Source organism: Streptomyces sp. NPDC020299, assembly GCF_044387825.1.
Classification (GTDB): Bacteria; Actinomycetota; Actinomycetes; order Streptomycetales; family Streptomycetaceae; genus Streptomyces.
The window spans coordinates 13,825-40,177 of the sequence record NZ_JBIRWL010000032.1 but is presented as its reverse complement, the minus strand read 5'-3'; the positions used below and the strand labels follow the sequence as shown (position 1 = coordinate 40,177).

At 70.1% G+C, this 26,353-nt stretch carries 30 protein-coding genes, 4 tRNA genes and 1 pseudogene; 10 read left to right on the top strand and 25 right to left on the bottom strand.

Annotation, left to right across the window (positions count from 1 at the left end; translation table 11 throughout):
* Window positions 1-53 precede the first annotated feature (53 nt).
* The 7 genes from ACH45E_RS43625 to ACH45E_RS43595 form a co-directional block, all read right to left on the bottom strand.
* Complete coding sequence (locus ACH45E_RS43625) at window positions 54-842, bottom strand: LppX_LprAFG lipoprotein (protein ID WP_361455616.1); 789 nt, start codon at window positions 840-842, stop codon at window positions 54-56.
* 10 nt (window positions 843-852) lie between these two features.
* Window positions 853-1,770: a hypothetical protein gene (locus ACH45E_RS43620; protein WP_361455619.1), complete on the bottom strand. Its 918-nt coding sequence runs from the start codon at window positions 1,768-1,770 to the stop codon at window positions 853-855.
* Between the two features lie 163 nt (window positions 1,771-1,933).
* On the bottom strand, window positions 1,934-2,659 hold the full coding sequence (rplA, locus tag ACH45E_RS43615; RefSeq protein ID WP_361455622.1) for a 50S ribosomal protein L1: 726 nt from the start codon (window positions 2,657-2,659) through the stop codon (window positions 1,934-1,936).
* Window positions 2,660-2,761: 102 nt separating this feature from the next.
* Window positions 2,762-3,196: a 50S ribosomal protein L11 gene (rplK, locus tag ACH45E_RS43610; protein ID WP_037858373.1), complete on the bottom strand. Its 435-nt coding sequence runs from the start codon at window positions 3,194-3,196 to the stop codon at window positions 2,762-2,764.
* 183 nt (window positions 3,197-3,379) lie between these two features.
* Window positions 3,380-4,267, bottom strand: coding sequence for a transcription termination/antitermination protein NusG (gene nusG / locus ACH45E_RS43605; RefSeq protein ID WP_361455625.1), 888 nt, complete (start codon window positions 4,265-4,267; stop codon window positions 3,380-3,382).
* An 80-nt stretch (window positions 4,268-4,347) separates the two neighbouring features.
* Complete coding sequence (gene secE, locus ACH45E_RS43600; RefSeq protein WP_361455628.1) at window positions 4,348-4,629, bottom strand: preprotein translocase subunit SecE; 282 nt, start codon at window positions 4,627-4,629, stop codon at window positions 4,348-4,350.
* 107 nt (window positions 4,630-4,736) lie between these two features.
* Window positions 4,737-4,809 (bottom strand) — tRNA-Trp (locus tag ACH45E_RS43595).
* Window positions 4,810-5,069: 260 nt separating this feature from the next.
* Here ACH45E_RS43595 and ACH45E_RS43590 point away from each other — a divergent pair.
* Together ACH45E_RS43590 and ACH45E_RS43585 are read left to right on the top strand one after the other, a co-directional pair.
* Entirely contained in the window at window positions 5,070-6,296 is a 1,227-nt protein-coding gene (locus ACH45E_RS43590) for a pyridoxal phosphate-dependent aminotransferase (protein ID WP_361455631.1), read from the top strand.
* A gap of 137 nt (window positions 6,297-6,433) precedes the next feature.
* Window positions 6,434-7,474: an adenosine deaminase gene (locus ACH45E_RS43585; protein WP_361455634.1), complete on the top strand. Its 1,041-nt coding sequence runs from the start codon at window positions 6,434-6,436 to the stop codon at window positions 7,472-7,474.
* Here the strand turns inward: ACH45E_RS43585 and ACH45E_RS43580 are convergent.
* Both ACH45E_RS43580 and ACH45E_RS43575 read right to left on the bottom strand, forming a co-directional pair.
* Complete coding sequence (locus ACH45E_RS43580; protein WP_361455637.1) at window positions 7,455-8,126, bottom strand: hypothetical protein; 672 nt, start codon at window positions 8,124-8,126, stop codon at window positions 7,455-7,457. The genes ACH45E_RS43585 and ACH45E_RS43580 overlap by 20 nt on opposite strands.
* Window positions 8,117-8,719 (bottom strand): TetR/AcrR family transcriptional regulator, encoded by a 603-nt coding sequence (locus ACH45E_RS43575; protein ID WP_361455731.1) that lies wholly within the window; start codon window positions 8,717-8,719, stop codon window positions 8,117-8,119. Before ACH45E_RS43575 ends, ACH45E_RS43580 begins: the two co-directional genes overlap by 10 nt.
* Before the next feature lie 115 nt (window positions 8,720-8,834).
* Between ACH45E_RS43575 and ACH45E_RS43570 the strand changes: the two genes are divergently transcribed.
* Window positions 8,835-9,467 (top strand): NAD(P)-binding oxidoreductase, encoded by a 633-nt coding sequence (locus ACH45E_RS43570; RefSeq protein WP_361455640.1) that lies wholly within the window; start codon window positions 8,835-8,837, stop codon window positions 9,465-9,467.
* Window positions 9,468-9,509: 42 nt separating this feature from the next.
* Here ACH45E_RS43570 and ACH45E_RS43565 read toward each other — a convergent pair whose 3' ends face one another.
* From ACH45E_RS43565 to ACH45E_RS43550, 4 genes are all read right to left on the bottom strand, one after another.
* Window positions 9,510-10,565 carry a UDP-N-acetylmuramate dehydrogenase gene (locus ACH45E_RS43565; RefSeq protein ID WP_361455643.1) on the bottom strand — a complete coding sequence of 352 codons (1,056 nt, stop codon included), beginning with the start codon at window positions 10,563-10,565 and terminating at the stop codon, window positions 9,510-9,512.
* A gap of 125 nt (window positions 10,566-10,690) precedes the next feature.
* On the bottom strand, window positions 10,691-12,160 hold the full coding sequence (locus ACH45E_RS43560; protein WP_361455646.1) for a DHA2 family efflux MFS transporter permease subunit: 1,470 nt from the start codon (window positions 12,158-12,160) through the stop codon (window positions 10,691-10,693).
* A 94-nt stretch (window positions 12,161-12,254) separates the two neighbouring features.
* Window positions 12,255-12,824 carry a helix-turn-helix domain-containing protein gene (locus ACH45E_RS43555; RefSeq protein WP_361455649.1) on the bottom strand — a complete coding sequence of 190 codons (570 nt, stop codon included), beginning with the start codon at window positions 12,822-12,824 and terminating at the stop codon, window positions 12,255-12,257.
* 32 nt (window positions 12,825-12,856) lie between these two features.
* The gene (locus ACH45E_RS43550; RefSeq protein WP_361455652.1) at window positions 12,857-13,429 is read right to left on the bottom strand and encodes a CGNR zinc finger domain-containing protein; all 573 of its coding nucleotides are present in this window, start codon (window positions 13,427-13,429) and stop codon (window positions 12,857-12,859) included.
* A gap of 56 nt (window positions 13,430-13,485) precedes the next feature.
* Between ACH45E_RS43550 and ACH45E_RS43545 the strand changes: the two genes are divergently transcribed.
* Window positions 13,486-14,730 carry an MFS transporter gene (locus ACH45E_RS43545; RefSeq protein ID WP_361455655.1) on the top strand — a complete coding sequence of 415 codons (1,245 nt, stop codon included), beginning with the start codon at window positions 13,486-13,488 and terminating at the stop codon, window positions 14,728-14,730.
* 79 nt (window positions 14,731-14,809) lie between these two features.
* Here ACH45E_RS43545 and ACH45E_RS43540 read toward each other — a convergent pair whose 3' ends face one another.
* The 5 genes from ACH45E_RS43540 to ACH45E_RS43520 all read right to left on the bottom strand — a co-directional run bounded on the left by ACH45E_RS43540 (window position 14,810) and on the right by ACH45E_RS43520 (window position 16,248).
* Complete coding sequence (locus ACH45E_RS43540) at window positions 14,810-15,238, bottom strand: MaoC family dehydratase (protein ID WP_361455658.1); 429 nt, start codon at window positions 15,236-15,238, stop codon at window positions 14,810-14,812.
* A 7-nt stretch (window positions 15,239-15,245) separates the two neighbouring features.
* On the bottom strand, window positions 15,246-15,701 hold the full coding sequence (locus ACH45E_RS43535) for a MaoC family dehydratase N-terminal domain-containing protein (RefSeq protein ID WP_361455661.1): 456 nt from the start codon (window positions 15,699-15,701) through the stop codon (window positions 15,246-15,248).
* A gap of 101 nt (window positions 15,702-15,802) precedes the next feature.
* The gene (gene rpmG, locus ACH45E_RS43530; protein WP_003948671.1) at window positions 15,803-15,967 is read right to left on the bottom strand and encodes a 50S ribosomal protein L33; all 165 of its coding nucleotides are present in this window, start codon (window positions 15,965-15,967) and stop codon (window positions 15,803-15,805) included.
* Between the two features lie 89 nt (window positions 15,968-16,056).
* Window positions 16,057-16,129: transfer RNA gene (locus tag ACH45E_RS43525), tRNA-Met, on the bottom strand.
* 46 nt (window positions 16,130-16,175) lie between these two features.
* A tRNA-Thr gene (locus ACH45E_RS43520) sits at window positions 16,176-16,248 on the bottom strand.
* Window positions 16,249-16,525: 277 nt separating this feature from the next.
* On the opposite strand from ACH45E_RS43520, the gene ACH45E_RS43515 reads away from it, so the two are divergent.
* Window positions 16,526-17,776, top strand: a complete 1,251-nt coding sequence (locus ACH45E_RS43515; protein ID WP_361455664.1) for an amidohydrolase family protein — start codon at window positions 16,526-16,528, stop codon at window positions 17,774-17,776.
* Between the two features lie 76 nt (window positions 17,777-17,852).
* The gene (locus tag ACH45E_RS43510) at window positions 17,853-18,509 is read left to right on the top strand and encodes an SDR family oxidoreductase (protein ID WP_361455667.1); all 657 of its coding nucleotides are present in this window, start codon (window positions 17,853-17,855) and stop codon (window positions 18,507-18,509) included.
* A 108-nt stretch (window positions 18,510-18,617) separates the two neighbouring features.
* Here ACH45E_RS43510 and ACH45E_RS43505 read toward each other — a convergent pair whose 3' ends face one another.
* A complete protein-coding gene (locus tag ACH45E_RS43505) occupies window positions 18,618-18,830 on the bottom strand; it encodes a hypothetical protein (RefSeq protein WP_361455734.1) in 213 nt (70 codons plus the stop codon).
* Between the two features lie 185 nt (window positions 18,831-19,015).
* Window positions 19,016-19,097, bottom strand: a tRNA-Tyr gene (locus ACH45E_RS43500).
* Between the two features lie 247 nt (window positions 19,098-19,344).
* Between ACH45E_RS43500 and ACH45E_RS43495 the strand changes: the two genes are divergently transcribed.
* A complete protein-coding gene (locus ACH45E_RS43495; protein WP_361455670.1) occupies window positions 19,345-19,833 on the top strand; it encodes a YajQ family cyclic di-GMP-binding protein in 489 nt (162 codons plus the stop codon).
* A 103-nt stretch (window positions 19,834-19,936) separates the two neighbouring features.
* On the opposite strand, the gene ACH45E_RS43490 is transcribed toward ACH45E_RS43495, so the two are convergent.
* The gene (locus ACH45E_RS43490) at window positions 19,937-20,203 is read right to left on the bottom strand and encodes a GlsB/YeaQ/YmgE family stress response membrane protein (protein WP_361455673.1); all 267 of its coding nucleotides are present in this window, start codon (window positions 20,201-20,203) and stop codon (window positions 19,937-19,939) included.
* 155 nt (window positions 20,204-20,358) lie between these two features.
* On the opposite strand from ACH45E_RS43490, the gene ACH45E_RS43485 reads away from it, so the two are divergent.
* Window positions 20,359-21,624 carry an APC family permease gene (locus tag ACH45E_RS43485; protein ID WP_361455676.1) on the top strand — a complete coding sequence of 422 codons (1,266 nt, stop codon included), beginning with the start codon at window positions 20,359-20,361 and terminating at the stop codon, window positions 21,622-21,624.
* A gap of 93 nt (window positions 21,625-21,717) precedes the next feature.
* On the opposite strand, the gene ACH45E_RS43480 is transcribed toward ACH45E_RS43485, so the two are convergent.
* The gene (locus tag ACH45E_RS43480; protein ID WP_399042774.1) at window positions 21,718-22,008 is read right to left on the bottom strand and encodes a YccF domain-containing protein; all 291 of its coding nucleotides are present in this window, start codon (window positions 22,006-22,008) and stop codon (window positions 21,718-21,720) included.
* A gap of 117 nt (window positions 22,009-22,125) precedes the next feature.
* On the opposite strand from ACH45E_RS43480, the gene ACH45E_RS43475 reads away from it, so the two are divergent.
* A complete protein-coding gene (locus ACH45E_RS43475; RefSeq protein WP_361455679.1) occupies window positions 22,126-22,527 on the top strand; it encodes a YccF domain-containing protein in 402 nt (133 codons plus the stop codon).
* A 99-nt stretch (window positions 22,528-22,626) separates the two neighbouring features.
* On the opposite strand, the gene ACH45E_RS43470 is transcribed toward ACH45E_RS43475, so the two are convergent.
* Complete coding sequence (locus ACH45E_RS43470) at window positions 22,627-23,082, bottom strand: DinB family protein (RefSeq protein WP_361455737.1); 456 nt, start codon at window positions 23,080-23,082, stop codon at window positions 22,627-22,629.
* Between the two features lie 256 nt (window positions 23,083-23,338).
* Here ACH45E_RS43470 and ACH45E_RS43465 point away from each other — a divergent pair, with 256 nt between their 5' ends.
* A complete protein-coding gene (locus ACH45E_RS43465; protein WP_361455682.1) occupies window positions 23,339-25,306 on the top strand; it encodes a recombinase family protein in 1,968 nt (655 codons plus the stop codon).
* On the opposite strand, the pseudogene ACH45E_RS43460 reads toward ACH45E_RS43465, so the two are convergent.
* Together ACH45E_RS43460 and htpX are read right to left on the bottom strand one after the other, a co-directional pair.
* Window positions 25,272-25,400 (bottom strand): annotated as a pseudogene (locus ACH45E_RS43460) (YccF domain-containing protein); the annotation flags it as partial. The gene ACH45E_RS43465 and the pseudogene ACH45E_RS43460 overlap by 35 nt on opposite strands.
* Complete coding sequence (gene htpX / locus ACH45E_RS43455; RefSeq protein WP_361455685.1) at window positions 25,397-26,260, bottom strand: zinc metalloprotease HtpX; 864 nt, start codon at window positions 26,258-26,260, stop codon at window positions 25,397-25,399. The pseudogene ACH45E_RS43460 and the gene htpX, both read right to left, overlap by 4 nt.
* Between the last annotated feature and the right edge of the window lie 93 nt (window positions 26,261-26,353).

Here is a 26,353-nt window from a genome sequence, read left to right as displayed (position 1 = left end):
AGTACGTGAACGGGTCGTGCCCAAGCAAATCCGCCCGTTCGGCCCGGCTGTGGTCAGTCCTTGACCGGCTTGAGGCGCTTGGTGAGGTCCGCGGTGTCGGAGAGGGCCGGTGCCTTCACCGTCACCCGCTTGTCGTAGGCGAGGAAGGTGAGGGTGAGGTCGAGTTCGCCGTGGCGGCCCATGCCCCGCAGCCGCACCTGCCGGGCGCGGTCGTCGGGGCCGACCCACAGGTCGAGGGTGAGCCGGTCGACGCCCATCGTCCGGTACGGCCTGAGGCTCTTGCCGGGCTTCAGCTCGGCGTCGATCGCGTCGAGACCGGCCGTGCCGGTGTAGTGGGTGATGCGTACGCCGTCGACGGTCGCGGTGCCGGCGTCCTTCACATCCTTGGCCGCGGTCAGGAAGGCGGCCTCCCTGGCCGGGTTCCGGCCGGCCTCGTCCCGCTCGTTCCTGGTGTTCAGAACGATGAAGTCGTCCAGCTTGCCGCGCTCCAGGGAGCCGTAGCAGACCCAGTGTTTGCCGTGCCAGGGCTTGGCGGAGCCGTACAGCACCCCGTCGACGAGCCGCAGCTCGGTGGTGCCGGGGTGTGCTCCGCCGATCACCCGCGTCTTCACGCTGCCGGCGTCCGCCCGGTAGGAGCCCTCGGCCCGGATACGGCCCTCCCCCGGTATGCGGCCGGTCGCCCGGTAGCGCAGGGAGGTGAGCCCGCCGGTCTTCTCAGCGGCCCGGGCGACGGCCGCGGCGGGCGTCGCCGGGGCCGCCGACGGGTCGTCGCCCCGGGTGCAGCCGGCGGCGCCCCCGGCCAGCAGTACGGCGGCGAGCGCGACGGCGGCGGACGGTCTCATGGGGTGCGGGTCAGGAGGTGGTGCCGACGCCGCCGGTCACGGTCCCGGTCCCGGTGGACTTCATGAGGTCCTTGAAGTCCTTGGTGTCACTGGCCGGGGGCTCCTCGGCGGAGACCTTCACGCCGTAGTCGGTGTAGTACGCCGTGCTGGTCATCGGGCCGGTCGCCATGTCCGCCTTCTCGACCTTCTTGACCAGCAGGTCCTGGTCGTTGACCCAGATGTCGACGGTGTCCGTGGTGACGCCCGCCTGCTTGAGCTGCTTCTTCAGGTCGGCGAGCTGGGAGGCGCTGAGGTTGCTGCTCTTGCCGGCGAGGTCGGCGACGTTCACCGTGCCCGAGTAGTGCGTGGTCCGCACCCCGGCCACCTTCTCCTCGCCGACCTTCTTCACGTCGCCGGAGGCCAGCAGCATCTTCACCGACTGGTTCGGCGTGGTGTTCTGCATCTGGTCCTTGAGGTACGCGCCCGAGCCGCCGGCGAGCTTGGCGAGGTCGTCGTACGCGTACTTGATCCAGTGCTTGCCGCCGAACTGCGCGGCGAACTTCTCGCTCATCTTCGCGTAGTAGGCGTCCGGCAGATAGCGGGCCTCCATCGACGTCGTGCCGGCCTTGCGCATCGCGTCGGCCATCTGGCCGCCGGTGTACGTGATGGTGAGGTCGCCCCGCAGGCCGTCGCCCCAGGAGAGGGCGCCGTCGGCCTTCATGGACATCATGCCGCCGATGGACGTGGTGGAGCGGACCTTGGCCGAGTCGGCCTTGTCGGTGGACTTCTCGGCGGAGAGCAGGGCGGCGACGGGGCTGAGGTGCGTGACGCCGTCGCCGCCCGCCTTGTCGCCGGATTTCCCGTCGTCGTTGCCGCAGGCGGCCACCCCGGTGAGCGCGGTCAGCACCGCGACGGAAAGGGTCACCCGGCGCACGGTCGTGCTCTTCATCTCGTCCCACCCCTAAGCGAGTTGTGTGCCAGCACCGTAGCTCAGGCCACTGACAGTCGTACGAAAGGTCGCACAAAGAAAGGACGGGCCCCGCACCTCGAAAGGTTGCGGGGCCCGCCCTATTTTCACGTCCCTGACGCGGCTACCGGGGTGAGCGCGAGGCTCAGACGGCGGCCGGGTCCTCCTCGACGAGGAGGTTGCGGGTGCGGTTCGGGTCGACCGGGATGCCGGGGCCGATCGTGCTGCTGATCGCGGCCTTCTTGATGTAGCGACCCTTGGCGGCGGACGGCTTCAGACGGAGGATCTCCTCCAGCGCGGCGCCGTAGTTCTCCACCAGCTTGCTGTCGTCGAAGGACACCTTGCCGATGATGAAGTGCAGGTTCGAGTGCTTGTCGACGCGGAACTCGATCTTGCCGCCCTTGATGTCGGTGACGGCCTTGGCCACGTCGGGGGTGACGGTGCCGGTCTTCGGGTTCGGCATCAGACCACGCGGGCCGAGGACGCGGCCGAGGCGGCCGACCTTGCCCATGAGGTCCGGGGTGGCGACGACGGCGTCGAAGTCCAGACGGCCCTTCGAGACCTCGTCGATCAGTTCGTCGGAGCCGACGATGTCGGCGCCCGCGGCCTCCGCGGCCGCAGCACGGTCACCGGTCGCGAAGACCAGGACCCGGGCAGTCTTGCCGGTGCCGTGCGGCAGGTTCACGGTGCCACGGACCATCTGGTCGGCCTTGCGCGGGTCGACACCCAGACGGAAGGCGACCTCGACGGTGCCGTCGAACTTGGTCGTGGAGGTCTCCTTGGCGAGACGGACGGCCTCGAGCGGGGCGTAGAGCTTCTCCCGGTCGACCTTGGCGTCCGCAGCGCGGAGGGCCTTGCTGCGCTTGCTCACAACTGCTCCTGTGTGTTCTGAAAGGAGTCGTGGTACGGGCCGAGCAGGCCCTGCCACGTGCGACCGGCTACGGCCGCATGACTGCTGGGGGGGGGGTGGGGCTCAGCCCTCGACCGTGATGCCCATGGAACGGGCGGTGCCGGCGATGATCTTCGACGCGGCGTCCAGGTCGTTGGCGTTCAGGTCGGGCAGCTTGGTCTGGGCGATCTCGCGGACCTGCGCCTCGGTGATCTTGGCGACCTTGGTCTTGTGCGGCTCGCCGGAGCCCTTCTCCACGCCAGCGGCCTTGAGGATCATCTTCGCGGCCGGCGGCGTCTTGGTCACGAAGGTGAAGGAACGGTCCTCGTAGACCGTGATCTCCACCGGGATGACCCAGCCACGCTGCGACTCGGTCGCGGCGTTGTAGGCCTTGCAGAACTCCATGATGTTGACGCCGTGCTGACCCAGCGCCGGGCCGACCGGCGGGGCCGGGTTCGCCGCACCGGCGTTGATCTGGAGCTTGATGAGCCCCGTGACCTTCTTCTTCTTGGGAGGCATAGCTCTCCGGGTCCTTTCGGTTCGGGTCCTGCCTGCGCTCGGGGGACAACCCGGACGCAGGCATACCGCACAACGATAACGGGTATAGATGCGCGGCCAAAAACCGCGCAGGTCAGACGTCCGCCGAGCGTTCGCCTGACCTGCGCGGAAGCGGTTGGGTCCAGTAAGGAACTGGTCCTGGAACTAGTTCTTCTGGATCTGGTCGAAGGAGAGCTCGACCGGCGTCTCGCGGCCGAAGATCTCCACCAGGCCCTTGACCTTCTTGGAGTCGGGGTTGATCTCGTTGATGGTCGCCTGGAGCGTGGCGAACGGGCCGTCCGTGACGGTGACCGAGTCGCCGACCTCGAAGTCCAGGACCTGGACCTCGACCTTGCGCTGCGGGGCCGGCTTGCCCTCGGCCTCGGCGGCCTCGCGGGCGGCCTTCTCCTCCGCCTCCGGGGCGAGCATCTTGACGATCTCGTCCAGGGTCAGCGGGTAGGGGTCGTAGGCGTTGCCGACGAAGCCGGTGACACCCGGGGTGTTGCGGACGACGCCCCAGGACTCGTTGGTCAGGTCCATGCGGACCAGGACGTAACCCGGCAGCTTGTTCTGCTTGATCGTCTTGCGGTCGCCGTTCTTGATCTGGACGACCTCTTCCTGCGGCACCTCGGCCTGGAAGATGTAGTCCTCGACGTTCAGCGAGACGGCGCGCTGCTCCAGGTTGGTCTTCACGCGGTTCTCGTAACCGGCGTAGGTGTGGATGACGTACCACTCACCGGGCAGGGTGCGCAGTTCCTCGCGGAGGGCCTCGATCGGGTCGACCGGCTCGGCGGGCTCTTCCTCGACCTCGTCGGCCACGGCCAGGGCGTCGGACTCGTCCTCGACCTCGTCGGACTCGTCCTCGACCTCGTCCTCGACGGACTCGTCCTCGACGTGCAGGGCGGTTTCCTCGGCAGCCTCACCCAGCGCGGCTTCCGCAGCCTCGAACTCGTCCTGCTCATCCGCGCCCTCGACGATGTCGAGCTCGTCGTCCACCGTCTCGGCGGCACTCTCGCGAGGCTCGGTGGCGTCGTTCAGGTTCGGGTCAGACACGATGGCTGCTTCTTCCTGGATACATAGGGGTGGAACATGCGAAAACGGGCGCCGGTACCACGGCGCCCTTCGCTCTTGGCTCAGCCGAAGACGTACTTGGCGGCGTGGTTGAGCCCATAGTCAATCACGGTCACCAGCGCGATCATGATGGCCACGAAGAAGATCACCACGGTGGTGTACGACGTCAGCTGGTTACGCGTCGGCCAGACGACCTTGCGGAGTTCCGCGATGATCTGGCGGTAGAAGGTCGCGAGGCGCTTCAGCGGGCCCTTCTTGGCGCGCTTGCCGCCCTTGCGGGCCTTCTTGGTCTCCTGCACCTCATCCGCGTCAGGCGTGTCGATGGAGCCCACGGCGTCCGTCATTCGTCCTCACCTGATCCCGGGTCGTGGCCGTGCCGCGCCCGGTTCCTGAGCCGCACGGCGGTGCAATGCTGTACGTACATGCGCACACATCCTGGCGGTGTGTGTAGCAGGGCCGGAGGGACTTGAACCCCCAACCGCCGGTTTTGGAGACCGGTGCTCTACCAATTGAGCTACGACCCTTTGTGTGTTCCCCAACGTACCGCATCCGACCGGGTGCTCGGTGTGCACCGGCTGAGCCGCGGCTGCTGGAGGCCAACGAGGTGAGAGTGTACGTGGTCGCGGGCCCGGCGTCGAACAGAAAGTGCCCCTACGGACTCCCCGGCCGGAAGATCGTCCTGACCCGGGCCGGAATTCGGACCCTTGTTCACGGGTCGGCACGATCCTGTTCAGTGGGTGAAACCCGCGTGCCGGGCACGTTTCCGGTCTGAAACGATGGCTCCATGAGCGCTGCAACCCCTCCCACCGAGCGCCGGGTCTCCGCCCGAGTCGGCGCGATCTCCGAGTCCGCCACCCTCGCCGTGGACGCCAAGGCCAAGGCCCTCAAGGCCGCCGGGCGTCCGGTGATCGGCTTCGGCGCGGGTGAACCCGACTTCCCGACCCCGGACTACATCGTCGAGGCGGCCGTCGAGGCCTGCAAGAACCCCAAGTACCACCGCTACACCCCGGCCGGCGGTCTGCCCGAGCTGAAGGCCGCGATCGCCGCGAAGACGCTGCGCGACTCCGGCTACGAGGTCGACCCGTCGCAGATCCTGGTCACCAACGGCGGCAAGCAGGCCATCTACGAGGCCTTCGCCGCGATCCTCGACCCGGGCGACGAGGTCATCGTCCCGGCGCCGTACTGGACGACCTACCCGGAGTCGATCCGGCTGGCCGGCGGCGTACCGGTGGACGTCGTCGCGGACGAGACGACCGGCTACCGCGTGAGCGTGGAGCAGCTGGAGGCCGCCCGCACGGAGAAGACGAAGGTCGTGCTCTTCGTCTCCCCCTCGAACCCGACCGGCGCGGTCTACAGCGCCGAGGACGCCGAGGCGATCGGCCGCTGGGCCGTGGAGCACGGCCTGTGGGTGCTGACGGACGAGATCTACGAGCACCTGGTCTACGGCGACGCGAAGTTCACCTCGCTGCCCGCGCTCCTGCCCGAGCTGCGCGAGAAGTGCGTCGTGGTCAACGGCGTCGCGAAGACGTACGCGATGACGGGCTGGCGCGTGGGCTGGGTCATCGGCCCGAAGGACGTGGTGAAGGCCGCGACGAACCTCCAGTCGCACGCCACCTCGAACGTCTCGAACGTGGCCCAGGTCGCGGCCCTGGCCGCCGTCTCCGGCGACCTGTCGGCCGTCGAGAAGATGCGCGAGGCCTTCGACCGGCGCCGCCGCACCATCGTGCGGATGCTCAACGAGATCGACGGCGTGCTCTGCCCGGAGCCCGAGGGCGCCTTCTACGCGTACCCGTCGGTGAAGGCACTGCTCGGCAAGGAGATCCGGGGCAGGCGCCCGCAGAACACGGTGGAGCTGGCCGCCCTCATCCTGGAGGAGGCCGAGGTCGCTGTCGTCCCGGGCGAGGCCTTCGGCACCCCCGGCTATCTGCGGCTGTCGTACGCGCTCGGTGACGAGGACCTGGTCGAGGGCGTGAGCCGGATGCAGAAGCTGCTGGCGGAGGCGCGGGACTGACGTCCGCCGAATTCACTGCCTGGGGCGGGCCGTTTCCCTGACGGGAGGCGGCCCGCTTCTTCGTCTCCATGTGCGAGCAAGACCACGTTCGGGGATTCCGCTACCGGGACGGCAGGGAAGTACGGCAGGATCCATGGATGGAGCGTGTACGTGATGTCTCTGAGCTGCCGAAAGCCCATCTGCACCTGCACTTCACCGGCTCGATGCGGCCGGGAACCGTCCTGGAACTGGCTGACAAGTACGGCGTGCGCCTGCCTGACGCGCTGACCGAAGCCCTCACCAGCGGGGAGCCACCGAGGCTTCGGGCCACCGACGAGCGGGGCTGGTTCCGCTTCCAGCGGCTGTACGACGCGGCGCGCTCCTGCCTCAGAGAGCCGGAGGACATCCAGCGGCTGGTCCGGGAGGCGGCCGAGGAGGACCTCAAGGACGGCTCGGGCTGGCTGGAGATCCAGGTGGACCCGACGTCGTACGCGCCCAGGCTGGGCGGTCTGATCCCGGCGCTGGAGATCATCCTGGACGCGGTGGACACGACGTCCCGGGAGACCGGCCTGGGCATGCGGGTGCTGGTGGCGGCGAACCGGATGAAGCACCCCCTGGACGCGCGCACCCTGGCCCGGCTGGCGGTGCGGTACGCCGACCGGGGTGTGGTCGGCTTCGGGCTGTCGAACGACGAGCGGAGGGGCATGGCGCGGGACTTCGACCGGGCGTTCGCCATCGCCCGGGACGGCGGCCTGCTCGCGGCCCCGCACGGCGGCGAGCTGACCGGTCCGGCCTCGGTCCGGGACTGCCTGGACGACCTGCACGCCTCGCGGATCGGCCACGGGGTGCGCGCGGCGGAGGACCCGCGGGTGCTGAAGCGGCTGGCGGACCGGGGTGTGACCTGCGAGGTGTGCCCGGCGTCGAACGTCGCGCTGGGCGTGTACGAGAAGCCGGAGGACGTGCCGCTGCGCACGCTCTTCGAGGCGGGGGTCTCGATGGCGCTGGGCGCCGACGACCCGCTGCTCTTCGGCTCCCGGCTCGCGGCCCAGTACGACCTCGCACGCCTGCACCACGGTTTCACGGACGCCGAACTGGCGGAGCTGGCCCGGCAGTCGGTCCGGGGTTCGGCGGCGCCGGAGGATGTGAAGGCGCGGCTGCTGGCGGGCGTGGACGACTGGCTCAGTGGCCCGGGCGCTTGAAGTGGGCGTAGGGCGGATAGGGCTTGAAGCAGATCAGGACCTCGACGGGGTGGCCGCCGCCGGGTGGCTGGACCAGCGTCGGGAGCGCCGCCATCAGCGCTGAGTACCCCTTGGTCACGCCCTTCTGGCGCGGGCCCCAGCCCGCCGCGTGGGCGAAGTAGCCGGCGGTCTCGGCGAAGACGTCGCGGCTGCCGAAGAGGAAGAACGTGCGGGCGTGCGTGGCGTGCCGCAGTTCGTCACGGAAGTCCGCCCGCTCCCAGCGCTCGCGCCAGGCCGCGGCGTCCCGGGCGGTGCGGGCCTCGTCGGTGCGGACGGTCAGCGGGGTGCCGTGGCGCAGCTTCTGGCGCAGTTCGGGCCACTGGCTGGGGCGCAGGCCGAGGGTGTGGTGGGCGAGGACGAGGTCGACCGGCTCGCCCCAGCCCTCGTCGGGCGGGACTCCGTCGCGTAAGGGCAGGTGGACGATCGTGTGGCGGGAGTAGGCGGCGAAGGAGAACAGGCCCGCGAGCCGGTTCAGGCCGTCGTGGTCGCCCAGCAGCAGGCCTATCGGCTCGGGCGCGCTCAGGGAGGTGTGGCGCAGGGTCTGCCAGGGCTGGACGACCCGGTGCTCGTGCGGGCCGGTCCTCGGCCGGAACTGGCGCAGTCTCAGCCGCATACGGCGATCCCGGTCAGCAGCGTGCGGGCAAGGCGTCGGGCGAAGTCGTCCACGGGGGGCGGCTCACCGTCGCTCGTGGCGTCGTAGGCGAAGGCCCGTTGGGCGCAGGCGCCCAGGAGGAGGGAGGCGGCGGCGAAGGTGTCCGCGCCGGGGTGGACCCGGCCGGCGGTCTGTTCGGCGCGGAGGTAGGCGTCGAGGCCCTCGATGGGCAGGTGCGGGCCCGAGCCCATCTGCCGCATCGCGTCGTCGTGGCGCTTCTTGAGCTGGGTCTCGGCGTAGAGGGAGGCCGCGATCGGGAAGCTCTGCTCGTAGAACAGGGCCGCCTGCCGGGCGATCTCGGTGAGGTTCTCCTCCAGGGTGTGCCGGCCCGGCTCGGCGGTGAGGGCGTGCAGCAGCGGGGTGAGTCGCGGGAGCCGTTCGCGCAGGACTTCTATGAACAGCTCCTCCTTGCCGGTGAAGTGCTTGTAGAGGGCTGCCTCGGAGCAGTCTGCCGCCCTGGCGATCTCCTTGGTCGTGGCGCGGGCCAGCCCGACGGTGAGCATGAGCTCGTGGGCGGCGTCGAGGATGCGGGCGCGGGCCGGTTTCTGCTGCATGGCGCCCAAGGATCGCATGGTCCCTCCAAGGATTCTTGACGAGTGGGTGAGTACTTACTCACTCTAGAGGGCAAGCGGGTGAGTGAATACTCACCCACCAACGGAGGAGTGGGTCATGAACCTCACCGTCTTCGGTGCCACCGGAGGAATCGGCCAGGAAATCGTCCGGCAGGCGCTCGCCGCGGGCCATCGGGTCACGGCCGTGGTACGCGACCCGGCCCGGCTGAACGTGGCCGGTGCGGGCCTGGAGGTGTTCCGCGCGGACCTCGCCGACCCGGAATCGGTGCGCCCCGCGGTCGCCGGCCGGGACGCGGTCCTGTCCGGTCTGGGTGCCCGCAGCCGCAAGGACGCCGGGGTCGCGGCCCGGCTGACCCGTACGGTCCTGCGGGCCATGGAGGCCGAGGGGGTGCGGCGGGTGCTCGTGGTCAGCGCGGGGCCGGTCGGCCCGGAGCCGGAGGGGGACGGCTTCCTCGACCGCGGTATGCGGGGGATCGTCTCGGCGCTGCTCAAGGACGTCTACGCGGACCTGCGGGAGATGGAGGACGAGCTGGCCCGCAGCGGCACGGACTGGACGTCCGTACGGCCCCCGCGGTTGCAGGACAAGCCCCTCACCGGCTCGTACCGGACGGTCGTCGGCGGCTTCCCGCCCAAGGGGCGCTTCATCGCGCGGGCGGACGTGGCCCACGCGATGCTGGCGATGATCGACGATCCGGGGACGGTGAAGCAGGGGGTCGGGGTGGCGTACTAGGGGCCGGCCGGTACAGCCCCTTGGTAGGCCACCCAGGGCCGCCTACAGGCTGACGCCCACCGTCACGGGCTCGTTGACCAGCGTGACGCCGAAGGCCTCGCGGACTCCGTCGACGACCTCGCGGGCGAGGGACAGCAGGTCCTCGGTGGTGGCGCCGCCCCGGTTGGTGAGGGCGAGGGTGTGCTTGGTGGAGATGCGGGCGGGGCCGGTGCCGTAGCCCTTGGTGAAGCCGGCCTTGTCGATCAGCCAGGCCGCCGAGGTCTTGGTGTGGCCCTCCCCCGCCGGGTAGGCGGGCGGCTCCACGCCGTCGCCCAGCCGCTGCCGCACGCGCGCGTGGAAGGCGTCGAACTGGGCGTCGGTGAGGATCGGGTTGGTGAAGAACGAGCCTGCCGACCAGGTGTCGTGGTCGTCGGGGTCCAGGACCATGCCCTTGCCGGCGCGCAGCTTCAGGACGGTCTTGCGGGCGGTGGCGAGCGCCACCCGGTCACCGGGGTCGACACCGAGAACGCGGGCCGTCTCGGCGTACTTGACCGGCGCCGACAGCCCGTCCGCGTCCTCCAGGGCGAAGCGGACGCGCAGCACCACGTAGCGCGCGGGGTCGTCCTTGAAGCGGCTGTGGCGGTAGGAGAAGGCGCACTCGTCGTTGGCCAGTGTGACCGTCTCGTGGGACCGGCGGTCGTAGGCGATCACCTCGGTGATGGTCGAGGAGACCTCCTGGCCGTACGCGCCGACGTTCTGGATCGGTGTCGCGCCCGCCGAGCCCGGGATACCGGCGAGGCACTCGATGCCCGCGAGCCCGGCCTCCACGGTGCGGGCGACGGCGTCCGTCCACACCTCGCCGGCCGCCAGCTCCAGTGTCGTACCGCGCAGTTCGAAGCCGGTGGTGGCGATGCGCAGGGCCGTGCCGTCGAACCCCTTGTCGCCGATGACCAGGTTCGATCCGCCGCCGATGACCAGCAGCGGCGTGCCGGTGGCGTCGGCCTCGCGGACGGCGTCGATCACCTCGGCATCGGTGGTGGCGGTGACCAGCCGGGTCGCGGGACCGCCCAGCCGGAACGTGGTCAGCGGGGCGAGGGGGGCGTCGTGGAGTTCCTGCACGTGCCCAAGACTACGAGACGGCACCGACAGTGCCGGGGCACAGGGCGACGGCCCGGCGGGAAGCCGGGCCGTCATGGCGTTTTCGTGCCTCACGCGCGTGGGGTCGCGAACCGCTGCTCACGGCGTCAGTGGGAGGCGGCTTCGACGACCGGGGCGGGCGCCGGCTCGGCCGGGCCGGCGGCCGGGGTGGCGGCCCGTCGCCTCGCCGGGATCAGCAGCGCCGCCGCTCCGGCGAGCGCCACGACCCCGGAGCCGGTCACCAGGGCGGGCTTCAGGCCGTCGACGAAGTTCTGCGCGGACGCGTAGCCGCCCTGCGCCGAGAAGATCGAGGACATGACCGCGATGCCGAGGGCGCCGCCGACCTCGCGCAGCGCGTTGTTGGCGCCGGAGGCGATGCCCTGCTCCTGCGGGCGGACGCTGGACATCACCAGGTTGGCGGCCGGGGCGAAGTAGAGGGCCATGCCGATACCGCTGATGATCAGACCGGGCAGCTGCGCGGCGTAGGAGACGTCGGCCGAGACCACCAGGGCCAGGTAGCCGAGCCCGACGGCCTGGAGGAACAGTCCGGTGGCGACGACCGGGCGGCCGCCGACGCGGTCGGAGAGGATCCCGGCGACCGGCGCGACGAGCATCGGCATCCCGGTCCAGGGCAGCATCCGGAAGCCCGCCTCGGTGGGCGAGTAGCCGAGCACCCCCTGCATGTACTGGCTGAGCAGGAAGATCGAGCCGAACATGCCGACGAACATCAGCAGGCTGGCCGCGTTGATCCCGGCGAAGGCACGGGAGCGGAACAGCCGCATGGGCAGCATCGGGTTCTTGGCGCGGGTGCTGTAGAGGACGAAGCCGGCCAGCAGGGCGCTGCCCGCGAACAGCGCGCTCAGCACGACGGCGTCGGTCCAGCCGTCGGCGGGCCCGCGGACCAGGCCGTACACGATCCCGAAGAGCCCGCCGCTGGCGAGCAGCGTGCCGGGGAGGTCGAGCGGGGCGCCGGTGCCGTACGACTCGGCCAGGCGCAGCCGGGCGAGCGGCAGCAGGGCCACGCCGAGCGGGACGTTCAGCCAGAAGATCCAGTGCCAGGAGACGTGTTCGGTGAGGCTGCCGCCGATCAGCGGCCCGGAGGCGACCGCGAGGCCGTTGACCGCGCCCCAGATGCCGTACGCCATCCCGCGCTTGGCGGCGGGCACGGCCGCGGTCAGCAGGGTCAGCGTCAGCGGCATCATCACGGCCGCGCCGACGCCCTGGACGGCGCGGGCGGCGATGAGCGAACCGATGCCGGGTGCCATGGCGGCGGCCGCGGAGGCGCCGGTGAAGACGGTGAGCCCGGCGAGGAAGAGCCGACGGCGGCCGAACCGGTCGCCGAGCGCCGCGCCGAACATCAGCAGGACGGCGAAGGTGAGCGTGTAGGCGCTCACGGTCCATTCCAGGTCGTCCAGAGCGCCGCCCAGGTCCCGGCGGATCGAGGGCAGCGCGGTGGTGACGACGAGATTGTCGAGGGACGCCATGAATCCGGCGACGCTGGTGATGACGAGGGCCCAGACGGTTCCCCCGCGGCTTGTGCTCTGCTGTTGCGTCTGCTGTGACCTCTGCTGTGGCATCTCTCCCCCAGGGAGTGCTCGTGACAGTTGATTAGTTATCGATGACTAACTTCTGCGGGCAAACGGCGGCAGGCATCACCCTTCGCCGCCCGCGCTACTTCTCCAGCCGACCCGTGACCCGCGCGTCCGGGTAGATCCCCTCCCACACCCGATGCCCGGGCGGAAAGCCCATGGCCACCAGGCAGTTGATCAGCATCCCGCACGCCATGAAGGTCGTCGTCTCGTTCACATCGGCCCCGAGCGGCAGGTGCACGGTGTCCCACAGGCGCATCCAGCCGGCCCGCACGGACTCCCCGAAGGCGTGATCGCCTTCCTCGTCGGCGGCCGCGACCGCGACGTACATCTGCATCTGCATCTGCAGCCGCTCGGGCCGCTCCGCGATGACCTTGACGTACGCGTTCGCCATGGCATGCAGGGCCTCTTCGCCCTCCAGCCCCTCGGCCGCCTCCTCGAAGGTGCGGATGGTGTCCTCCACACACCGCTCGGCCGCCGCGAGGAAGATCGCTTTCTTGCCCGGGAAGAGCCGGAAGAGATACGGCTGCGAGACACCGACCCGCTTGGCGATCGCCTCGGTGGACGTCCCGTGATAGCCGCCCCGCGCGAACTCGCTCATCGCCGCACGGATGACGCTCTCGCGCCTCTCTTCTGCGCTCATCCTGACCATGCCAGTAAGTTAGTGCTCAATCACTAACTCCGTCAAGGGGTGCCGGCCCGCGGCTGCGAACGGCGGTGGGCGGCGACCCTCTCGCGGGTCGCGCAGCGCCGGGAGCAGTACCGGCGCGCAGGGCCCTGCCCTTGCGTGATGAAGACATTCCCGCAGGCGGGCGAGGCGCAGACCCGGCCGGGCGGACGCTGCTGGTCCCACACGAGGACGGCGAGCGCCAGACACGAGGAGGTGAGGAGCCACTCGCCCCAGGGGGCGTCGTCGTCGCGGTCGAGGTGCGGATGCCAGGGCGTGCCGCCGCCGTGCGAGGTGAGGCGCAGCGGCCCCGCGCACTCCCGGAGGAGGCGGTTGAGGGTGGCGGCGGCCGTGTCCACGTCCTCGGCGGTGAAGACCTCGCGGAGCGGCACGGCGGCCGTGCGCATGCGCCCGACGTCCTGGGCGGTCAGATGGAGAGGGCCGGTCTCGCCGTACTCGCGCAGTACGGCGGCGACCGCTTCCGGGTCCGGGTCCGGGCCGACCGTGAGGGCGTTGACCAGGGCGGCGGTGCGGCGCGCGTTGGTGAGCACGGAGTGGCGGGTGGACCAGTCGGGGGTACGGGAGGGCATCCCCGGAACGTAACGCATATTGAGACTTTTTGAGTTACGTGCGTAACGTCGCGCCGATGAAAAGGCCTTACGCACGGCTCTACTTGGCCGGGGCGACGGCCGCCCGCACCGGCGACGAGATGTCCGGCCCGGCGCTGTCGCTGGCCGGCTTCGCGGCCTCGGGCTCGGCTGCCGAGGCGTCCTCGCTGCTCGCGGCGGTGACGGTCGCGGCAGCGGTGGGCGGTCCCGTGCTCGGGGCGTTCCTCGACCGGGCGGAGCGACCGGGCCGTCTGCTGGCGACCGCGCTGGCGCTGTACGCGGCCGGGCTGGCGCTGATCCTGTCGGCGCTGGGCCGCCTGCCGCTTGCCCTCGTGCTCGCGATCGCCGTGGGTACCGGTCTGTTCGGGCCGGCCCTGTCGGGCGGCTGGACCGCCCAACTGCCCCGCGTCGTCCCACCGGAGAGGCTGCCGCGCGCCACCGCGCTCGACGCCATGACCTTCGGCGCCGCGAGCCTGGCCGGCCCCGCCCTGGCCGGCCTCGCGGCGGGGCTGCTGGGGGCGCCCGCCGCGGTCATGCTGTCGGTGACGCTCATCGGGGCGTCGCTGCCCGTCGCGTGGACGCTGCCCGGGCGGCCGGGGACTGGGCCGGGGCCGGCGGCGCTCGGGCGGCGCGCGGGCACCGCTGGCCGGCCGAGCGGGCGGCGCGCGGGCACGGTGGTGGGCGACCTCGTGGCCGGTGTGCGGTGCGTCGGCCGCAGCCCGTCCCTGGCCCGGGCCACCCTGACGTCGGTCGCTTCCTGCGCGGCGCAGGGCATGCTTCTCACCTGCACGCCGGTACTGGGGGCGCGGTCCCTCGGCGGAGCGGAGCGCGGCGCGCTGCTGCTCTGTGGTGTCGCCGTCGTGTCCCTTGCCGCGAACGCCGCCCTCGCCCGCCTCCCCGGCCCCCGCGGGCTCACCCCGGACCGCGTGGTCCGTACCGGCGCGCTGTTACAGGCCGTCGCCCTCGCCCTGGCCGCAACCGGCCGCCCGGCGCTGCTGGCCGCCGCGGTCGTACTCGCCGGGGCCGGGCAGGGGCCGCAGCTCACGGCTCTGTTCGCGGTGCGGCACCGGGAGGCGCCGGAGCGGTTGCGCAGCCAGGTCTTCACCACCGGCGCCAGCCTGAAGATCACCGGCTTCGCGCTGGGCGCGGCGGTGGCGGGCCCGATGATCGGCCGGTCGTTGCCGGGCACCCTGCTGACGGCGGCCGGGGTGCAGGTCGTCGGGGCGCTGTTCGGGAGGGGCGGGGCATCCGGCGGGCGAAGTACGGCAGAAGGGCAGAAGTAAGGGGCGCTCGCAAGGGCAGGCGCCCCTTACTTCTGCCCTTCTGCCCTTCTGTCCCTCTGTCCCTCTGTCCTTCTCCCGGTCAGGCGAGTCGTACGACCGCCCGGGACATCCCCAGTACCTTCTGCCCGGCGCTCATCGCCGTGAGGTCCACGCGGACGGTGTTGTCGTCGAGCTTGGCCGCGACCTTGGCGCTGACCTCGATCGTGGCGCCCTGGTCGTCGTTGGGGACGACGACGGGCTTGGTGAAGCGGACGCCGTACTCGACGACCGCGCCCGGGTCGCCGGCCCAGTCGGTGACCACGCGGATCGCCTCGGCCATGGTGAACATGCCGTGCGCGATGACGTCCGGCAGGCCCACCTCCTTGGCGAACTTCTCGTTCCAGTGGATCGGGTTGAAGTCCCCGGAGGCACCCGCGTACCGCACGAGGGTGGCGCGGTTCACAGAGAAGGTCTGCGCCGGCAGTTCGGTGCCGACCTCGATGTCGTCGTACGCGATCTTCGCCGTCATCGCTTCCTCACGCCTTCTCGTCCGCGGCACGCGCCACGAGCTTGGTCCAGGCGGTCACGACGTGCTCGCCCGCCTCGTCGTGAACCTCGCCGCGGACGTCCAGGATGTCGTTGCCCGCGAGGGACTTGATCCCCTCGATGGTCGAGGTGACCGAGAGCCGGTCACCGGCGCGCACCGGGCGGGTGTAGGCGAACTTCTGGTCGCCGTGCACCACACGGCTGTAGTCGAGGCCGAGCTGAGGGTCCTCGATGACCTGTCCCGCGGCCTTGAAGGTGATGGCGAAGACGAAGGTCGGCGGGGCGATCACATCGGGGTGGCCGAGCGCCTTGGCGGCCTCCGCGTCCGTGTACGCCGGGTTGGTGTCCCCCACCGCCTCGGCGAACTCGCGGATCTTCTCCCGGCCCACCTCATAGGGCTCGGTGGGCGGGTAGGTCCGCCCCACGAAGGACTGGTCGAGCGCCATGGGCTCGGCACCTCCTGCTTGCTCTACTGACCGGTACTAGTCGCTCAACGACGCGAGGCCGCCCCCGGTCATCCGGGGACGGCCTCGCGTACGAGCCTGATTTATCGCGTTTCGCGGTGCGCGGTGTGCGCGTTGCAACGCGGGCAGTGCTTCTTCATCTCAAGACGGTCCGGGTTGTTACGCCGGTTCTTCTTGGTGATGTAGTTCCGCTCCTTGCACTCCACGCAGGCCAGCGTGATCTTCGGGCGGACGTCGGTGGCAGCCACGTGAGTGCTCCTTGACGAACGGATGGGATGATTTAACGCAAGAAAGAGTAGCCGATCGAAGGACCGACCCCACAATCGGCTACTGTCAGTAGCGGTGACCGGACTTGAACCGGTGACACAGCGATTATGAGCCGCTTGCTCTACCGACTGAGCTACACCGCTTTGATGAGATCGGAACCCGCCTCGCGGCGGGAACCTCTCACACCAGAGCCCCAATACGGAATCGAACCGTAGACCTTCTCCTTACCATGGAGACGCTCTGCCGACTGAGCTATTGGGGCGAGCGATGAAGACATTACACGCTCGGCGGCCGTTCACCCAAATCCATTCCGGACGGCCCACCCCGCCCCGTCCAGCAGGGCTCTCTCCGGCCTCGTACGCCCCTCCCGCGCACCCTCCGCATGCCCCCGACCAGCACTCCGAGCGACGGACCACGCCGGTACGACTATTGCGCTCCTCCCCGCCAGGCGCGGCCCGCCACCCTAGGCTCGACTCACTCTGCGTGATCATGCCCCCGATCATGCGCCCCTTCACGCAGCCCCGAGTCCCTGGAGCGCGATGCCCGAGAGCCGACCGCAGCCGCCTTCCTCGTCGTCGGGACAGCCCGACGCGGCGCCCCTCCTGCTGTGCGGGGCGCGCCTGACCGACGGCCGGGCCGTGGACGTACGGCTGGGCGGCGGGCGCATCGAGGCGGTCGGCACGGCCGGCAGCCTGGCGTCGGGACCGCCCCGGGCCGGCGGCACGCGCGTGGACCTCGGCGGGTATCTCCTGCTCCCGGCCCCCGCCGAGCCGCACGCCCACGGCGACACGGCGCTGTCCGCCGAGGACGGCGGCCCGGTCTCGTACGACCCCGACGACGTCCAGCGCCGGGCCACGGAGGCCGCCCTGCTCCAGCTGGGCCACGGGGCGACGGCGTTGCGGGCGCACGTGCGGGTGGGCGACGTCCAGGGGCTGGGCGCGCTGGCCGCCGTGCTGCGGGCACGGCGCTCGCTGCACGGGCTGGCGGAGCTGACGGCGGTGGCGGTGCCGCGCGTGCTGACCGGGATGGCGGGGGCGGACGGGCTGGCGATACTGCGGGACGCGGTCAAGATGGGCGCTTCCGTGGTGGGCGGCTGTCCGGATCTGGATCCGGATCCGACGGGCTATGTGGAGGCGGTGCTGGAGATCGCCTCCGAGCACGGCAGCCCGGTGGACCTGCACACGGACGCCGCCGACCCGGCCCGCCTGGCCCGGCTCGCGGCGATGGCGGGCGGCCTGCGCCCCGGTGTGACGCTCGGCCCGTGCGCCGGTCTGGCCCGGCTGCCCGCCGAGGCGGTCTCAGGCATCGCGGACCGGCTCGCGGCGGCCGGCGTGACGGTGGTGTGCCTGCCCCAGGGCGGCTGCGGGCACGCCGAGGGGCGGGACACGGCTCCGGTACGGCTGCTGCGCGCCGCCGGGGTGCGGGTCGCGGCCGGCAGCGGCGCGCTGCGGGACGTGTCGAACCCGGTGGGACGCGGCGACCCCCTGGAGGCGGCCTACCTGCTGGCCTCCCGTCACGGTCTGCGCCCCGCGGACGCCTACGACGCGGTCAGTACCTCCGCCCGCGCCGTACTCGGTCTGCCCGAGGTGCGTGTCGAGGCCGGGTTCCCCGCCGAACTCCTCGCCGTGCGCGGTGACCACCTCGCCGGAGCGCTGTCCCTGGCGTACAGCCGGATCGTGGTGCACCGGGGACGCGTGGTGGCGCGCACCAGCGCGGTGCGCGAGTACTGCAACTCGGCCGTGGCGGCGGAGCTGGGGCTGCCGCGGCAGGGCCGGGGCGAACTGTCCTGACCGCTGTGACCCGGACGGGTGGGACAGGGCCGAAGTCGTGCGGCGGATGCGGCCCTTCGGGCGTACGGTCGGAAACATGCGCATTGTCATCGCTGGTGGTCATGGTCAGATCGCGCTGCGGTTGGAGCGGCTGCTCGCCGGGCGCGGAGACGAGGTGGCGGGCATCATCCGCAAGCCGGAACAGGGCGACGATCTGCGGGAGGTGGGCGCCGAACCGGTTCTGCTCGACCTGGAGTCGGCCTCGGTGGAGGAGGTCGCGGCGCACCTTCAGGGCGCCGACGCGGCGGTCTTCGCGGCGGGCGCCGGCCCGGGCAGCGGTGCGGCCCGCAAGGACACGGTGGACAAGGGCGCGGCCACGCTGTTCGCGGACGCCGCCGTCCGGGCGCGGGTACGCCGTTTCCTGGTCGTCTCGTCCATGGGCGCGGATCCGGCGCACCAGGGTGACGAGATCTTCGACGTGTACCTGCGCGCCAAGGGCGAGGCCGACGCCTACGTCCGTGGTCTGGACGCCCTGGACTGGACGATCCTGCGCCCCGGCTCGCTGACGAACGACCCCGGCACCGGCCTGGTCCGCCTGGAGGCGCACACCGGCCGCGGCTCGGTCCCGCGCGAGGACGTGGCGGCCGTCCTGGCGGAACTGGTGGACACACCGGCGACGGCGGGCCTGACGCTGGAGCTGATCGGCGGGTCGACTCCGATGACGGTGGCCGTGAAGTCGGTGGCGGGCAACTGAGGTTGACGGCCGGGCCCCGGGCGCTGCCGTCGACGGCGGGGCCGTCGCACTGAGGCCGACGGCCGGGCGGTCCGGCCCGTCCGCCCGTCACCGGGCGGCGGCGGGCGGTCAGAACAGGGGCAGCTGCCCGGGGAAGTCCGGCAGCGCATACCCGTCCAACGACGGCTGTACGGCCCCCAGTTCCGCCTGCCGCCGTGACCCGGCACACGAGACGAGCTCACCACCGCGCCGCACCCCTGGCGGATCGTGCCGCGCGAACCGCCCGGCGACGACGGCGATTTCACGACGGCACACCGGGCAGGTTCTGCGACGGGCGGACAGGCCGGACCGGGAGGACGCGGAGGACATGCAGCCAGTGTGCCCCGGGGCACTGACAACGCCGTGATCGACGAGGTGACGGACGTCACTCCATGATCGGAGATCAGTGAGCCCGGCACGCGAGACCCACGCAAAAGACCCCCGTCTGGCCTGCGTCTCCGCAGATCGGACGGGGGTCTTCCCCAGTGTGGCGGCGCCAGGATTCGAACCTGGGAAGGCTGAGCCGGCAGATTTACAGTCTGCTCCCTTTGGCCGCTCGGGCACACCGCCGGGGGTTGAAGCCGGTCGTACCGCTTTTCGGCGATGCTCCCTGGCAACGACGTAAACAATACCCGATGGGTAGGGGTGCTTCGCCACTCTGTTGATCGGCCCCTCACAGACGCGGGGTGGCTAGGCTGGTGCGGATGCGGTCCGGCCCTCGTGCCGGGGTCGGCGGCGACCGCCGCGCACGCCGACACGCACCCATACGCACCCGATACGCACCCGATACGCACCCCGATACAAGGAGCCACAGGACATGGCCGACTCCAGTTTCGACATCGTCTCGAAGGTCGAGCGGCAGGAGGTCGACAACGCCCTCAACCAGGCCGCCAAGGAAATCTCCCAGCGCTACGACTTCAAGGGCGTGGGTGCCTCGATCTCGTGGTCCGGCGAGAAGATCCTGCTGGAGGCGAACTCCGAGGAGCGGGTCAAGGCGGTCCTCGACGTCTTCCAGTCCAAGCTGATCAAGCGCGGCATCTCGCTGAAGGCGCTGGACGCGGGCGAGCCCCAGCTCTCCGGCAAGGAGTACAAGATCTTCGCGTCCATCCAGGAGGGCATCTCCCAGGAGAACGCCAAGAAGGTGGCGAAGATCATCCGCGATGAGGGCCCCAAGGGCACCAAGGCGCAGGTGCAGGGCGACGAGCTGCGCGTCAGCTCCAAGAGCCGCGACGACCTGCAGGCCGTGATCGCCCTCCTGAAGGGCCAGGACTTCGACTTCGCGCTGCAGTTCGTGAACTACCGGTAGGAGGGCACTCCACTGCGCGGAAGGGCGGGCACCCGGTGGTGTCCGCCCTTCCGTCGTACCGCCCTTCCGTCGTACCGCCCTTCCGTCGCGTCCCAGCCGACGGTCAGTCGCGCGAGTTGCCGAACAGGAGGCGGTAGACGATCAGCAGGACGAGCGAGCCGCCGATCGCGGCGGCCCAGGTGGCGCCGTCGTAGAAGTGCTTGGAGACCGGGTGGTCCAGCCAGCGGGCCGAGATCCAGCCGCCGATGAACGCACCCGCGATGCCGATGAGGGTCGTGCCGATGAAGCCGCCCGGGTCACGGCCCGGCAGCAGGACCTTGGCGATGGCTCCGGCCAGAAGTCCCAGGATGATCCAACCGATGATGCTCATGCCCTGAACCTGCCCTTCCGTGCTGTGCCCGCACTGTCCGGCCCTTGAGAATTCGGTGAGGACCGTCTGTCCGTCGTGCGCGTGTTCGTGCCGTGTTGCTGCACAGGACGCCGCGGGCACACCGGGCGGTTGCATCGATCAGTAGGGTCCAGCGCATGACACCCTCCGGTTCAGAGCTGCGGCGCACCCTGGGAGTGCGGGACGCCGTGGTCGTCGGGCTCGGCTCGATGGTCGGCGCCGGGGTGTTCTCCGCCCTGGGGCCCGCCGCCCGCGCGGCCGGGTCCGGGCTGCTGCCCGGGCTGGGCGTCGCCGCCGTGGTGGCCTACTGCAACGCCACCTCGTCGGCACGGCTCGCCGCCCTGTATCCGGCCTCGGGCGGCACGTACGTGTACGGGCGGGAGCGCCTCGGGGTGTTCTGGGGCTACCTCGCGGGCTGGGCCTTCGTCGTCGGGAAGACGGCCTCCTGTGCGGCGATGGCGCTCACCGTCGGAGCGTATGTCTGGCCGGGACATGCGCACGTGGTGGCGGTCGCGGCCGTGGTGGCGCTGACCGCGGTGAACTACGGCGGCATCCAGAAGTCCGCCTGGCTGACGCGGGTGATCGTGGCCGTGGTGCTGGCGGTCCTCGCTTCCGTGGTGGTCGTGTGCCTGGCCTCCGGGCGGTCCGATGCCGGGCGGCTGGGCATCGGGCTGTCCTCGGGCGGGGGCGGGATGCTTCAGGCGGCCGGGCTGCTCTTCTTCGCGTTCGCCGGGTACGCGCGGATCGCGACCCTCGGTGAGGAGGTGCGGGATCCGGCGCGCACCATTCCCCGCGCGATCCCGCTCGCCCTGGGTATCGCGCTGGCCGTGTACGTGTGCGTGGCCGTGGCCGTTCTGTCCGTGCTCGGCGCGGGCCGTCTCGGGCTCGCGGAGGCGCCGCTGGCGGACGCGGTGCGGGCGGCCGGGGTGCCGGGACTGGTGCCCGTGGTGCGGGTGGGGGCCGCGGTGGCCGCGCTGGGGTCGCTGCTCGCGCTGATCCTGGGGGTGTCGCGGACCACGCTGGCCATGGCCCGCGACCGCCGTCTGCCCGGGGCGCTGGCCGCCGTGCATCCGCGTTTCCAGGTCCCGCACCGCGCGGAGCTGGCGGTGGGTGCGGTCGTCGCCGCGGTGGCGGCGACGGTGGACGTACGGGGTGCCATCGGCTTCTCCTCCTTCGGTGTGCTGGCCTATTACGCGATCGCCAACGCCTCGGCCTGGACCTTGAGCCCCGCTCCGTCGGCACGTGTGGTGCCGACGGTGGGGCTGCTGGGGTGCGTGACGCTGGCGTTCGCCCTGCCGGCGGTCTCGGTCTTCGTGGGGGCGAGCGTGCTGGCCGTGGGAGCGGCGGCCTACGCGGTAGGGCGGTGGGTGGGACTCGGTACCCATGATGCGGGTCGCCACTGACAACCGGGCGGGCCTGTGGACAACGAGCCGGTTGTGGACAACCCGGCGCGAGGGGAGCGGGCCTGAAGGGCGGTCAGGCGAGGAGGACGGCCGTCAGCGCGTCGCGAACGGCTCGTCCGACGGCACGATCTCCCGGCCCAGCGGGAACAGGGAGATCGGGATCAGCTTGAAGTTGGCGATGCCGAACGGGATGCCGATGATCGTGACGCACAGGGCGATCCCCGTGACGATATGGGCGATGGCGAGCCACCAGCCGGCGAGGATCAGCCACAGCACGTTGCCGACGCAGGACGCGGCGCCCGCGTCGCGGCGCTCGACGGTGGTGTACCCGAAGGGCCACAGGGCGTAGACGCCGATACGGAACGCCGCGATGCCGAACGGGATCGTCTCAGGACGTTCCCGATCACGCTACAAGCGCTCTCCGGTTCCGCCTGAGCGCGTGATCGGCTGATACTGGTGACAGCAGGCATGCCGACGGACCGACCTGGAGAGGTACCGATCATGAAGGTGTTCAACCTGCTGCTCAACATCCTTTGGCTCGTCTTCTGCGGCTTCTGGATGGCGCTCGGCTACCTCATCGCTGCGGTGATCTGCTTCGTCTTGATCATCACCATCCCGTTCGGCATCGCGTCGCTGCGCATCGCCGGCTTCGTCCTGTGGCCGTTCGGCCGCACCACCGTGGACCGGCGTGACGCCGGCGCGGGCTCCTTCATCGGCAATGTGATCTGGGTGATCTTCGCGGGATGGTGGCTGGCGCTGGCTCACCTCATTACGAGCATCCCTCTGTTCCTGTCGATCATCGGGATCCCCTTTGGTTGGGCGAACCTGAAGCTCATCCCCATCTCACTCATGCCTCTGGGGCGGGAGGTCGTCCCCACAGACCAAGCCTTCGGTGGCCGCTGACCACGCTCCCGCATCCTGCGGTCAGGTTCTCCAGGACAAGACAGCGACCGTCGGAGCCCCCTCCAAGGCATGGAGGGGGCTCCGGTCCGAGAAAGAAGCTCAGTCACCCGTTGCCCCGTCGGTCCGCTCCCGCAGGAAGTCGGCGTGGCCGTTGTGGCGGGCGTACTCCTGGATCATCAACACGTAGACCCAGCGCAGGCTGAGGGTAACTCCGCGAGAGGACACGAAGGTCTCGTCGAGGTCGTGCCCGGCAGTCGCCACGTCGCACGCTTTGACCTCGATCTGGAACAATCCGAAGTCTCTCTCCGCATCGGCTGGGTGAACACCGTCGAGTCCCTCATTGCCGTCTGACGGGCCGGTGAAGACATCGCCGATAGCCTCACCGGCGAAGCTTCGCCGGAACCACCATCGCTCTACCTCCGCCATGTGCCGCACCAAGCCAAGGAGGGTGAGGTCCGACGGCTCTACGGTCGTCCGCGCTAATTGGGCCGGCTCAGGCCCGGCGCACTTGGCCAGCAACGTTTCCCGGTGCCAGTTCAGCCAACCCTCCAACATCTGACGCTCAGTTACGGTGCCCAGGCCGCCTATCTGCTTGGTGCGCTCGACCGGCCTGCACCGCTGTCTGGGAGGGTTCAAGCAGGCAAAATGGCAGCGCGGCCAGGCCGTCCTTGTTCGGGCCACGGGGACGTCGGCGACGGAACTCCGGAAAACCGACGGTGCGTCAGATATTCGGGCTACCTTGGGCGTTCAGACAAACGCCCCGGCAGCGGCTGGCACCGCCCCGGGGCTGGCCGACTGATTGGGAGTCGACGTGTCCAATGTAAGCACACCCCTGTCTTCAGCCATCGAGACCGCTGCACGTGGGGCCGGTACACGCACCCTGCGTGCGGTCGACTACCTACGCGTATCGACTGAGGAGCAGAAAAAGGGCTACGGCGTAGCCAGGCAAAGCCGCAAGACAACTCGGCACATCGCGCTCAAGCAGTGGACGCATGTCGGCACCTACAAGGACGAGGGAGTCTCGGGTTCCCTGGAAGCTGCTGACCGCGGTGACCTGAAGCGGCTCATGGACGACGCCCAGCAGACTCCGCGTCCCTTCGACATCGTGGTCGTGCCGGACGGTCGTGTGATCGGCCGCAAGGGCCGGGCCTTCTGGCGCTGGGTCTGGGCTCTCGAAGACATCGGTGTCTTCGTCGCGGTCGTCGCCGACGACTACGACAACACCACCACCGAGGGGCGCAAGAAGATGCGCCGTGATGCTGACTACGCCGAGACCGAATGGGAGACGATCCGCGACCGTACCCAGGGCGGCTTGCAGGAGAAGGCAGAGCTGACGCCGGCCGCGCATATCGGTGGGCGTGCCCCTTATGGCTACCGCATCGCCAACAAGGGGACGCCCGGTTCGTACCTGGTGATCGATGAGGACGAGGCGAAGGTCATCAAGCGCGTGTACGACCTGGTGGTCGGCGAGGGGCTCAACCTCCGCAAGGCCACCATTCGCCTGGTCAGCGAAGGGATCACGGCACGCTCTGGCAGGACATGGACGCGGGACAATCTCCGAGACCGCATCATGTCAGCGCCCGTACTCGACGCCGTGCTCGTCTTCCGTGGGAAGCATGCCAAGAGGGACGAAGACGGCGACCCGGTCTGGGGCGACTCCGTCAAGATCGAATTGCCTCGAATCCTGACCGAAGAGCAGTGCGCTGAGCTACGGCGTAAGGTCGCCGAGACAGCGAAGCTCAGCAACGGCCAGCGGTGGATCTACCCACTCAGCGGTCGGATCGTCAGCCTCTGCGGCAAGACTCACTCGGGGTTCGGCTATGCGACGGATCGGGAAGTAGCCCGGTTTTACCGGTGCACTGGCAACGCCCCCAAGGACATCAGCCAGCAGTCTTGCGGCTGTTCTCGCATCGACGCGGACGCCCTTGAAGAGCACGTCTGGAAGCACGTCACCGAGATTGCGAGCGACAGCGAGAAGCTCCAAGAGCTGGCTGCCGAGTGGATCGGGATGGCGGCAGGGGACACCGTGGCCCTGGCCGACCGGATCGCCGACCTCGACCAGCAGATCGAGGGCATGAACGCCTCGATTGCGGCCGTCATCGTCGCAGCAGCCAAACAGAGCAAGTCTGCGGATGCCATCGAGGCGGCCACAGCAGTCCTGAACGGCGAACTTCAACAGCTTCAGAACCTGCGCGACGAAGCGGCCGAATGGCTGGCCGAGATGGAAGAGTCCGATCAGCGCGCTCGTGATCTCATCGCGCTGGCGGACATGACGCAGAAGTCGTTCCCGGACATGGCCCCTGACCAGCAAGCGGCCATCCTGTCCATGCTGGAACTGAAGATCACCATCACCGGTCCGGTTCCCGACGACCGACGCGGCGGCGTCCCCTGTACCGTGCGGGCCTGGTACGCCACGACCGGCGTCGGCATCCCCGCTGTCGCGCTCTCAGACGAGGAGTGGGCGAAGGTCGCTCCCCTCCTCCCGAAAGGGCGCAGGGGCACCGTCCGCCGATCCGTGGACGCCATCTTCTACAAGGCTCGCACCGGCAAGTCATGGCCCAACGTGATCAAGGAAACCGGCGCCACCATCCAAGCTTCGAAGCACTTCAACGCCTGGATCTCCGACGGGACCTGGAGCCGCGTGAACGCTGCGCTCACGGACGTGGATCAGGTCCCTCTCCCGGAGATCCAGCTACTGCCCTCGATGGTCATCGAAGGGCGGGTCGACCCGAGCGTGATGCTGAACGCAGAAGAACGATCCCGAACGGAATTCCGATGATCGTGATGCAGAGCAGCACGCCTGCCAGCAGGTAGCCGAGGAACAGCCAGAAGCCGCTCAGGATCAGCCAGATGACGTTCAGGGTGGTTCTCACTGGTAACGACCTGCCATCTTCTCGAGCCGGGCGATGCGGTCCGCCATCGGCGGGTGCGTGGAGAACATCTTCGACAGTCCCTGTCCGGGGCGGAAGGGGTTGGCGATCATCATGTGGCTCGCGGTCTCGATGCGGGGCTCGGGGGGCAGCGGAAGCTGCTGGGTGCCGGTCTCCAGCTTGCGCAGGGCGCTGGCCAGGGCAAGCGGGTCGCCGGTGAGCTGGGCGCCGGAGGCGTCCGCCTCGTACTCCCTGGACCGGCTGATGGCCAGTTGGATCAGGGAGGCGGCGAGCGGGCCCAGGATCATGATCAGCAGCATGCCGAGCAGGCCGGGGCCCTCGTCGTCGTCGGAGCGGCCGATCGGGATCAGCCAGGCGAAGTTGACCAGGAACATGATCACCGAGGCGAGCGCACCGGCGACCGAGGAGATGAGGATGTCTCGGTTGTAGACGTGGCTGAGCTCGTGGCCGATGACGCCGCGCAGTTCACGCTCGTCGAGCATGCGCAGGATGCCCTCGGTGCAGCACACGGCGGCGTTACGCGGATTGCGGCCCGTGGCGAAGGCGTTCGGTGCCTCCGTCGGGGAGATGTACAGGCGCGGCATGGGCTGGCGGGCCTGGGTGGAGAGGTCGCGGACCATGCGGTACAGGGCCGGGGCCTCGAACTCGCTGACCGGGCGGGCGCGCATCGCGCGTAGCGCCAGCTTGTCGCTGTTCCAGTACGCGTACGCGTTCGTGCCGAGGGCGACGAGGACCGCGACGATCAGCCCCATGCGGCCGAAGAAGCTGCCGATGACGATGATGAGTGCGGACAGTCCACCGAGGAGTACTGCCGTCCTGAGCCCGTTGTGCCGGCGGTGCACGGTACGCCCTCCAAATCGCGCAGCAGGGAAAGTCTCGGGTCCAGTGGACCCTCCCGCTCTGGTCAACGCCAGGTGACCGCCGCGAGTTCCCTG